This is a genomic window from Aeromonas sp. V90_14, assembly GCF_029967615.1.
Taxonomy (GTDB): domain Bacteria; phylum Pseudomonadota; class Gammaproteobacteria; order Enterobacterales; family Aeromonadaceae; genus Aeromonas; species Aeromonas hydrophila.
This window is the reverse complement of sequence record NZ_JASCAS010000011.1, coordinates 25003-33597: the sequence shown is the minus strand read 5'-3', so window position 1 is coordinate 33597 and position 8595 is coordinate 25003. Positions and strand designations below refer to the sequence as shown.

The following is an 8595-nucleotide window of genomic DNA, read 5'->3' as shown; positions in this document are numbered from 1 at the left end:
ACGGCGGACTGTTAATCCGTATGTCACTGGTTCAAGTCCAGTAGGAGGAGCCAATCCAAAAGCCCAGCAGCAATGCTGGGCTTTTTCTTTGCCCGTTTGCCGCTATCCGGCACTCACAGCGGACAATAAATGGGCCAACCGGCGCCAAGTTGTCGCATGGCTCACCCTGTCTCCTCCCCATCAGTGACTTCGTCGGTTCGGCTAGTATGATGGCTTGCTGAGTCCGTCTCCTGCCCGGTTCGGGTCATGCAGGCTTATCGGGTACCAGGCCCGGTGCAGGCAAGCGGAACCGTTTCTTGAGCGAGGTCATCCATGAATGCAACAGAGCTGTGGCAGCTTTCCCCCGAACAGTTCAACGAGTGGCGCCGGGCCAACGACTATCCCCTGATCTGGGATCTGCTGGTGGCGTCGCTGCCCCATTTCGACGACTGGATGACGGAGCAGAAGATCGACAAGCAGGTGATCTTCCAGATCGGCATCGCCCGCTTCATCAGCTCCCGCTGCGTGCTGAGCCTGTGCCTCTACATGAGCGACGACAAGATCAGGCTCTATGAGACCGCCTCGAGCGCGCTGGAGTCCCTGCGCAAGAGCGGGTTGATCCGTGCCGAGACGCGCTTTGAACCCTACTGCATGTGGCTGGCCGGCAAGCACGGCAAGGACGAGGTGAAGCGGGTGCAGAGCCTGCTGTCGGTCTCCGAGAACAACAAGGGGGAGGCCCAGGTGCTGGGCAAGCACCGGCTGCTCAACATCGGCGGCGTCGAGCTCAAAAGCCCCATCATCTCCGGCCGGTTGCTCGACTTCACCTGCCTGGACGAACTCTCGCTGGATGGCGCCGTCAACAACTCCAAGGTCTATCTGTGGCACTGCTCGGCCAAGGGGGTGAGGGTCAACGGCGGGGTGATCGGACTCGATCTGTTCGACTCCCTGCTGTGGGACCACAGGGCCTGGGCCAAGAAACGGGAGCTGGCGCTGGAGGACGGGGTGTTTCAGGACTTCACCATCGAGTGCGAGGAAATCCGTTTTCACTCCTCCCGGGCGGTGCTGAAAAACTTCAACGTGCGGGCCAAGAACTTCGACGCCACCATGGAGCACACCAACCTGGACAAGGTGCAGGTGGCCTACAACGAGAATGGCCGGGTCGATCACAGCGAGGCCAGCAAGCTCTACCGCAATGCTAAGCGGCTCTTCTCCAGCGTGGGTGATACCGTCGATGCCGGCGAGTGCTACTACAAGGAAAAACTGCACGAGATGAAGTCGCTGGCGAGCCCCAGGGAGCTGTTCAAGGAGTGCTGGCTGCGCAGCGGCTGGCTCAAGAAAGGCTGGCTCACCCTGCTGTGCTACCTGAAGTGCGCCGCCAAGTTCATCAGCTTCATCACCTGGGGCTTTGGCGAGCGGCCGATCCGCAGCCTGCTGCTGTCGATGGGGGTGATCCTGCTGGCGACCCTGACCTATTTTCTGGCGCCGGCCTCGGTCACCTACCATCACCTGGGCCGCTCGCTCTACTTCAGCATCGTCACCTTCGTGACCCTGGGCTATGGCGACATCTCCCAGACCTCCTCCCCGCTCCAGCTGCTGTCGGCCATCGAGGCCTTCTGCGGCATGTTTCTGACCGGGTTGTTCCTGGCGGGGTTTGCCTCCAAGACCAAGCAGTATTGATGGGGCGTCGGCGGCCGGTCGAGCGGGTCAGCCGGCTGGCGTGATCTCCTGCATCTTGAGCCAGAAGGCCTCCTGGCAGGGGTTGTGGAACAGCTTGCGCACAGGTGTGATGGGAATGGGGCTGGCGACCACCCGGTAGCTGATCCAGCACTCCGGGCAGAGCTGCGGGGAGGGATCTTCGTCCAGCTCCAGCTGGTGGCAGATGACCACGCCGTTGGCAAACCAGTAATGGGTCTGCCGGTGATGCGTCAGGGTGCCGCTCTCGTCCTGCTCGCTGTGTTGTTCACTCTGCTGGCGGACGATGATCGCCGGCCCCGCCTGGCGATGGATGGCTCTGATGTAGGTCACGAGGTCGTTCATGGTGCTGCTGGATGAGTAGATGGATGGCCAATGGGGCGAGCTTACCCGCGCCGGCCGTGGACGGCAATCTCGCCCGCCGCTTGTCGGGTGGCGGGCATTCAGGAGAAAAGTGATGGGGATCCCTGCTGACAAGGCCGAGCTGCTGCTCGCCATCGAGACGAACTTCGGCAAGCTGTTCAAGGCCTTGCAGGCCGTCCCCAGGGGCCTGACACAAGAGCCGGTGATGGAGGGGCACAGCAAGGGTACCCGCATGAGCGTGGCCAATCTGGTGGCCTACCTCATCGGCTGGAACGAGCTGGTGATCAAGTGGATCGAGCGGGATGCGGTGGGTCTGCCGGTGGATTTTCCCGAGACCGGTTTTAAATGGAACGAGCTGGGCGGGCTGGCGCACAAATTCTATCGGGACTATGAGGGGCTGACCTACCCGCAGCTGCTGACCCGACTGGTGGCGGCCAGGGCCCGCATCGTCGAGCTGATCGGGCAGCGCAGCGACGATGAGCTGTACGGTCGCCCCTGGTATGAACGCTGGCCGCTGGGGCGGATGATCCAGTTCAATACCGCCTCGCCCTATCACAACGCCAACGGCCGGCTGCGCAAGTGGTTGAAGAGCGAAGGCATGAAGCCGTAGAGCTCGTTGGCGGCGAGCACAGGCGAGGGGGTGGCAAGGCGCAGGTCTCCCCCCTTGTTTCGCTGACAGGCCCCAGTTGTTATACTGCCGCCCCGTTTCGTCGCCGGGCTGGCCGTGGGCTGGCGTGCTGACGCGAGACGGGCAGACTGGACAGGATCGTCCGGCCACCCGTGTTTCCTCCCTGGTTCAGCCGCTGGCGCGGCGAAGCGTCAATCCGTATGGCACGGATTCGCGGCCAGCAGGAAGAGTCATTCAAGGAGCCCTTGTCGCAAGACAAGGGCTCCTGCTTTATGGGTGCCATAACAACAATACTCACCACACAGCGACAGATTTCAGGATTGGTATGGAAAATCAAGTAGTTAAAGATTCTCACCAGGGGGCGGCCTCCCTTCGCCGCTGGCTGGAGCCGGTATTGGTGCTGGTTATCCTCGGCAGCCTGTTTGGCTACCTCGGCAGCCAGATGGGCCTCTCCGCCCTGGTCAATACCCTGTTCAACACCGCTCACCAGCTGTTGCTCAATACCGTGCTCTTCATCATGGGCATTACCGTGCTGTCTGGCGCGCTCAGCCAGCTGCTCAGCGAGTTCGGGGTGATCCGCCTGCTGGAGGTGCTGCTGGCTCCGCTGATGAAGCCGGTGTTCCGGCTGCCGGGGCGCACCGCATTGGCGGCCCTGATGACCTTCTTCTCCGACAACCCGGCGGTGATCAGCCTCGCCAAGGACAGCCGTTTTCGCAAGGGCTTCACCCCCTGGCAGCTGGTGTCGCTCACCAACTTCGGCACCGCCTTCGGCATGGGGCTGATCGTGGTGACCTTCATGGCCACCCTGCAACTGCCGGGCGGCGAGTCCACCGCCAGCGCGGCGCTGATCGGTCTGCTCGGCGCCCTCATCGGCTCCGTGGTGTCGACCCGGCTGATGCAGCGGATGATCCGCCCGCTGGTGGGGGAGACCCCGATCACCGACGAGGTGGCGAGCGTGGGGGCCAAACCGGGTCTGAGCCAGGAAGCTGCCCCGACCTGGCTGCGGGTGCTCAACGCCCTGCTGGACGGTGGCAAGTCCGGGGTGGAGCTGGGGATGGCGGTGATCCCGGGGGTGCTCATCATCAGCACCTTCGTGATGCTGCTGACCTTCGGCCCGGGCGAGCAGGGCTACAGCGGTGAGGCTTTCCAGGGGGTGGCGCTGCTGCCGGTGCTGGCGGCCAAGGTGGGCTGGCTGTTCGAGCTGCTGTTCGGCTTCACCCACGCCGAGCTGGTGGCCTTCCCGGTCACCTCGCTGGGGGCGGTCGGGGCTGCCATGTCACTGGTGCCCCCCTTCATCGGCAAGGGCTGGATCACCGGCAACGAGGTGGCGGTGTTCACCGCCATGGGCATGTGCTGGAGCGGCTTCTTGAGCACCCACACCGCCATGCTGGATGCGCTCGGCTATCGCCATCTCACCTCTCGCGCCATCGTGGCCCACACCATCGGCGGCCTGTGCGCCGGGGTGGCGGCTCACCAGCTCTATCTCTGGCTGGGCTGAGCCATCAAGCAGCAAAAGGGCGCCGAGGCGCCCTTTTGCTTGGGTGGCCGTCCGGCGGCCTCACAGGTTGCCGGGTCTGGGGATGGGGAGGCCGAGCAGGAAGTTGTCCATCATGCCGACCATGCGGCCCAGCTCCGGTTTGGTGATGGTGTCGTTGGCGCCCAGCTGCAGCGCCTTGTGGCGGTTGTCATCGCTCATCAGCGACGAGAACATGACGATGGGAGTGGTCTTGAAGGCGGGGGTATCGCGCAGCCGCTTGAGCAGGTGCATGCCGTCCATGCGGGGCATCTCCACGTCGGTGATGATGCCGCTGACAAACTCGGCCACCGGGATCTTCTCCTCCTGCGACAGGCGATCGAACTCCATCAGCATCTCCAGCCCGTCGCCCCCGTCCTTGGCGGTCACCACGTTGTAGCCCGCAGTGCGCAGGGTGGTCTCGATCATCTTGCGGATGAAGGCAGAGTCGTCCACCACCAGGATGGTTTTGGCCTGGCGCATGGCCATCATGCGATCGTCGATGATGACCTTGCGATCCTGGGTCACATCGTACTTTTCCATGCTCAGTTCGGGGTTGATGTCGGCGATGATCTTCTCGAAGTCGAGGATCATGATGAGGTTGCCGTCGCGCCTGACCACCGCCACCACGCAGTCATTCTCGCCCGCCTCCAGGAACTGGCTGGGGGACTCCACATCCTCCCAGGAGACCCGGTGGATCCTGCTGACGCTGTCGATGAGGAAGCCGTTTGCCATCTTGTTGAAGTCGGTGACGATGACCACCTTGTTGCTGTTGTCCGGGTTGGTGCGGATGCCGAGCCAGCCGGCCAGATCCACCAGCGGGATCAGCCGCTCGCGCAGGGAGAAGACCCCCACCATGTGACGCTGGGCATTGGGGTAGTCGGTGGTCTCCGGCACCCGGATCACCTCGCGCACCTTGGCGACGTTGATGCCGTAATAGGCTATTTTCTCGCGGCCATCGGGCAGCTGCTTCTTGAGATGGAATTCGATGATCTCGAGCTCGTTGGTGCCGCTCTCGGTCAGGATGGATTTACGCTCTTCCCCGTCTTTGGACATCATGGTCACTCTCGTGCTTCTGGTTGCGCTGGCAGCACCCGCTGCGGTTTTCCCTCAGTATAGGAATGGATCCGCCGACGACGGCGGGATCCACACAAGATCGCCTCCATAACCGCTTGATCCCGCAGGCTGGAAGGCGCGTATCAGCCTATCAGGAAAAGCGCGGGGCTATGGAGAAGGCCATCACACTCGCCACAAGGGGGCTTGTCATGGAAGAGAGTGTCGTGGTGATCGGCGCCGGTGGGGGGCTGGGAAGCGCCCTGGTCGAGCACTGGCTGGCGGCGGGCGCCGCGCCCGTCATCGCCGTCAGTCGCCAGCCGCAACCGGCGGGGCTCAACAGCAGCAAGCTGCACTGGCTGCGCTGCGATTACAGTGATGAACAGCTGGCAGAGGTGGTAGCCCGCATCGGCGAGCTGGCGCCGAGGCCGCGCTGGCTGGTGATCTGCAACGGCCTGCTGCAGCAGGGAAGTATCCGGCCGGAGAAGCGGCTCGAGGCGCTCAACCTCGAGGTTATGACCCAGCTCTACCAGACCAACGCCCTGCTGCCGCTGCGCTGGATCAGCCGGCTGCTGCCGCTGCTGGGGTCGAGCCCCTGTACCCTGGCGGTGCTCAGTGCCCGGGTCGGCAGCATCGGCGACAACCGCGCCGGGGGTTGGTATGGCTATCGCGCCGCCAAGGCGGCTCTCAACATGCTGCTCAAGTGTGCGGCCATCGAGCTCGCCAGACGGGCGCCCGGCGTCAAGTTGCTGGCGTTTCATCCGGGCACGGTGGATACCGCGCTATCGCGCCCGTTTCACGGCAACCTGGCCGCCGGCAGTCTGCACAGCCCGCAACAGGCTGCCGCGCATCTGGTCACGCTGATGGCGCGGCTGACAGCGGATGGTGAGCTGAGCTACCTCGACTGGCGAGGCGAGCCTATTGAGTGGTAGCGGGCGGCAGCAGCCGGGCCAGCAGGCTGCGCAGCGCCTTGATGACCGCCGGCTTGCCTGCCAGTTGCAGCCTGGCCGCCAGCGCTCCCCAGTCGGCATATTGCCAGATGGTGGCGATCAGCAGTTGCCGCTCGGCGGGGTCAAGCTCTGCCAGTTTTGTCAGGTTGCCCGCCAGCCAGCGCTGCAGGCTGGGCTGGCACAGCTCGAACGGCTTGTGGTGGTGGGCAAAGCAGGCCAGCTCATCCTGATCAAAGCCATCGAGCCCGCTCGAGCTGGCCTCACCATCCTGCAGGCACTGCCACACCAACTCGGATTCAAGATTTTTCAGCTCGCCCGCCAGCAGGGTGGGCAGCTGGCGCACGAAGCGTTGGTGCCAGTCGGCCAGCTCGGCGGCGCAGGTTGGTTGCAGCGCCTTGAGCAGCAGGGCGGCGTGGCTGCCGCTGGCGGCATCTCGCTGCAGGCCGATGCGCAGCACCTTGAGCCCGGCCTTGCGCCAGAATGGCAACAAGTCGGCGCTGGCCGAGAAGGCGGAGCCCAGATAGTCGAGCCCTGCCGCCTGATAATGCTGTTCGAGGTGGGCCAGCAGGAGCGACCCCAGCCCGTGGCGATGGAGAGTCGGGTGGATGGCGATGCGCATCACCCGGGCGTAGCTGCGCGTGCCTGCGGCTTTGAAGCCGGCGTGCGCCAGCAGCGACTGGGGCAGCAGATGGCCGCGCGGGCGCCGCCGCCCGGCCCAGATCGCCTCGGCCAGCTCGTCTGCTATCTCTCCTTCCCGGGCCACCAGAGCCACCCCGAGCAGATGTGGGCCCTGCTCCAGCAGGTGTATGTCGAGGGCCGGGCTTTCCAGCAGGTAGCGCAGATCGCTCGGTGTGGTCTGGTAGTGGGCCAGCACCAGCAGGCCGAACACCCGATGGAGCAGCCCCTCGTCGGCAGCCAGTGCATCCTGCTCGAGCCGGCGCCAGCCAGGCTGGGTGGGCGCTGGCGGTGTCTCGACCTCGGCATTGAGGCCGAGCAGCCGGAACACCAGCGGCTCCAGCGGATCCCGGCTGCTCCAGCGGATCGGCTCGGCCAGGTGGATCTCCTGCCAGCCGGGCGTTTCGCGATCGAGCACCCGCTTGAAGCGCAGGTGAAAACCGCGCCCGGTGCCCTCGTAGCCGTGCTCTGTGGTGGCGAAGACGATGCGGCCGTGCCGGGCCAGCATGGCTTCCAGCAGCGGGGTCGGAATGGCGGCCGCTTCGTCCACCAACAACAAGTCGGGTTGCAGCGGTTCGTGCACCAGCCGATCGGGCGAGCAGTAGCTGAGCCCTGCCAGCAGCTGTGGCGCGTCTTCAAGGGTATTGGTAGCGTGGGTAAACAGGGTGGCGACCGTGGCCTGGGAGGGCGCCGTCACCACGATCTGCAGATCGGGTTGCTGGCGCAGCAGCTCGGCGGCGGCCAGCCCCAGCAGGCTGCTCTTGCCGCGGCCCCGATCCGCACTCAACACCAGCGGGCGGCGGCGGTGACCGTGCAACACCTTGTGGATGGCGGGCAGGGCGCGCGCCTGATCACAGCTCAGCGGCCGCGCTGGCCCAACCGGCTGCCACGGGGTCGGCGTGGCTGGGGGCGTCAGCTCGAGGGCGGGATCGCCCGCCAGCAGCCGTACCAGCCGGGCGAGAAAGCCGTGACCCGCCAGCGCCATGTCTTCCGGTTGTGCCACCAGCCGCACCCGATCCGGATCCGGCCAGGTCGGCCATTGGGCCCGCGGCGGGGTCAGCAACAGCAGCAGACCGCCTGCCCGCAAGGTGCCCGCCAGCGCCCCGAATGCGTCGGGGTGAAAACCGCTGAAGGCATTGAACACCAGCGTGTCGCACTCCTGACCGAGCCGCTGCAACGCCTTGGCCGCCGGTTGCGGGTGGTGCTCGCTCGGGCCATTCCCCAGCCAGTAGCTGACGCCGCTTAGCAGCGCCTCGGCTCGGGCGATGCAATCGGCCTCATCACCTTCCAGCCAGATCAGCCGCCGTTCGCCGGTGCGGGCCAGCACCTGGCGCAACTCGTCGAGCGCAGCCGGCATCATGAGGCGGGGCTGTCGGCCGGTTTGCGGGGCTCGAACATGCGATCCCCCATCTGGTCGATGAAGGTGTGTGCCTTCTGCACCATGAAGCGCTCTGCATCGGCGGGGTTGGCAAACAGATCGGAGCGGATGAAGCGGTGGGTCTGCAGCACGCCATCCAGCTCCTTGGTGATGCGGCCAGCCAGTCGATACTGACCCCCTTCGGCCATGGGCTCGGGATAGATGAGGTAGCCGGCGTATTCGGTGGGAGTGACTTCGGCGACCGCAGCGGGCTGGCCGCCAAACAGGGCAGTGAACAGTTTCTTGAGCATGATGTTTCCCTCAGTGACAGGGCATTGTCACCAAGGGGTTGATGGCTGGCAAGCGGGGGATCTTATTACCAATC

Annotated in this window: 9 protein-coding genes; 5 read left to right on the top strand and 4 right to left on the bottom strand. The window is 64.8% G+C overall.

Features of this window, described 5'->3' with window-relative positions:
- A partial coding sequence (locus tag QLG02_RS09615; protein WP_282465064.1) for a hypothetical protein occupies positions 1–187 on the top strand: 187 nt, incomplete at its 5' end.
- Positions 188–312: 125 nt separating this feature from the next.
- Positions 313–1656 (top strand): potassium channel family protein, encoded by a 1344-nt coding sequence (locus QLG02_RS09610; RefSeq protein ID WP_039213987.1) that lies wholly within the window; start codon positions 313–315, stop codon positions 1654–1656.
- A gap of 27 nt (positions 1657–1683) precedes the next feature.
- Here the strand turns inward: QLG02_RS09610 and QLG02_RS09605 are convergent, their stop codons facing one another.
- A complete protein-coding gene (locus tag QLG02_RS09605) occupies positions 1684–2016 on the bottom strand; it encodes a hypothetical protein (RefSeq protein WP_252451127.1) in 333 nt (110 codons plus the stop codon).
- 112 nt (positions 2017–2128) lie between these two features.
- On the opposite strand from QLG02_RS09605, the gene QLG02_RS09600 reads away from it, so the two are divergent.
- The gene (locus QLG02_RS09600) at positions 2129–2644 is read left to right on the top strand and encodes a ClbS/DfsB family four-helix bundle protein (protein ID WP_252451128.1); all 516 of its coding nucleotides are present in this window, start codon (positions 2129–2131) and stop codon (positions 2642–2644) included.
- A 343-nt stretch (positions 2645–2987) separates the two neighbouring features.
- A complete protein-coding gene (locus QLG02_RS09595) occupies positions 2988–4160 on the top strand; it encodes a nucleoside recognition domain-containing protein (RefSeq protein ID WP_041216947.1) in 1173 nt (390 codons plus the stop codon).
- A 60-nt stretch (positions 4161–4220) separates the two neighbouring features.
- Here QLG02_RS09595 and QLG02_RS09590 read toward each other — a convergent pair whose 3' ends face one another.
- Positions 4221–5234, bottom strand: a complete 1014-nt coding sequence (locus QLG02_RS09590) for a chemotaxis protein (protein WP_282465063.1) — start codon at positions 5232–5234, stop codon at positions 4221–4223.
- A gap of 206 nt (positions 5235–5440) precedes the next feature.
- On the opposite strand from QLG02_RS09590, the gene QLG02_RS09585 reads away from it, so the two are divergent.
- Positions 5441–6160: an SDR family NAD(P)-dependent oxidoreductase gene (locus tag QLG02_RS09585; protein ID WP_282465062.1), complete on the top strand. Its 720-nt coding sequence runs from the start codon at positions 5441–5443 to the stop codon at positions 6158–6160.
- Here QLG02_RS09585 and QLG02_RS09580 read toward each other — a convergent pair.
- Together QLG02_RS09580 and QLG02_RS09575 are read right to left on the bottom strand one after the other, a co-directional pair.
- On the bottom strand, positions 6147–8213 hold the full coding sequence (locus tag QLG02_RS09580) for a GNAT family N-acetyltransferase (RefSeq protein ID WP_282465061.1): 2067 nt from the start codon (positions 8211–8213) through the stop codon (positions 6147–6149). The genes QLG02_RS09585 and QLG02_RS09580 overlap by 14 nt on opposite strands.
- Complete coding sequence (locus tag QLG02_RS09575; RefSeq protein WP_282465060.1) at positions 8210–8521, bottom strand: HlyU family transcriptional regulator; 312 nt, start codon at positions 8519–8521, stop codon at positions 8210–8212. The genes QLG02_RS09580 and QLG02_RS09575 overlap by 4 nt, the downstream gene beginning before the upstream one ends.
- Positions 8522–8595 lie beyond the last annotated feature (74 nt).

Coding starts and splice junctions, on each gene's coding strand:
- QLG02_RS09605 (WP_252451127.1), bottom strand. CDS start 2,016: ATGAACGACCTCGTGACCTACATCAGAGCCATCCATCGCCAGGCGGGG.
- QLG02_RS09585 (WP_282465062.1), top strand. CDS start 5,441: ATGGAAGAGAGTGTCGTGGTGATCGGCGCCGGTGGGGGGCTGGGAAGC.
- QLG02_RS09590 (WP_282465063.1), bottom strand. CDS start 5,234: ATGATGTCCAAAGACGGGGAAGAGCGTAAATCCATCCTGACCGAGAGC.
- QLG02_RS09610 (WP_039213987.1), top strand. CDS start 313: ATGAATGCAACAGAGCTGTGGCAGCTTTCCCCCGAACAGTTCAACGAG.
- QLG02_RS09580 (WP_282465061.1), bottom strand. CDS start 8,213: ATGATGCCGGCTGCGCTCGACGAGTTGCGCCAGGTGCTGGCCCGCACC.
- QLG02_RS09600 (WP_252451128.1), top strand. CDS start 2,129: ATGGGGATCCCTGCTGACAAGGCCGAGCTGCTGCTCGCCATCGAGACG.
- QLG02_RS09595 (WP_041216947.1), top strand. CDS start 2,988: ATGGAAAATCAAGTAGTTAAAGATTCTCACCAGGGGGCGGCCTCCCTT.
- QLG02_RS09575 (WP_282465060.1), bottom strand. CDS start 8,521: ATGCTCAAGAAACTGTTCACTGCCCTGTTTGGCGGCCAGCCCGCTGCG.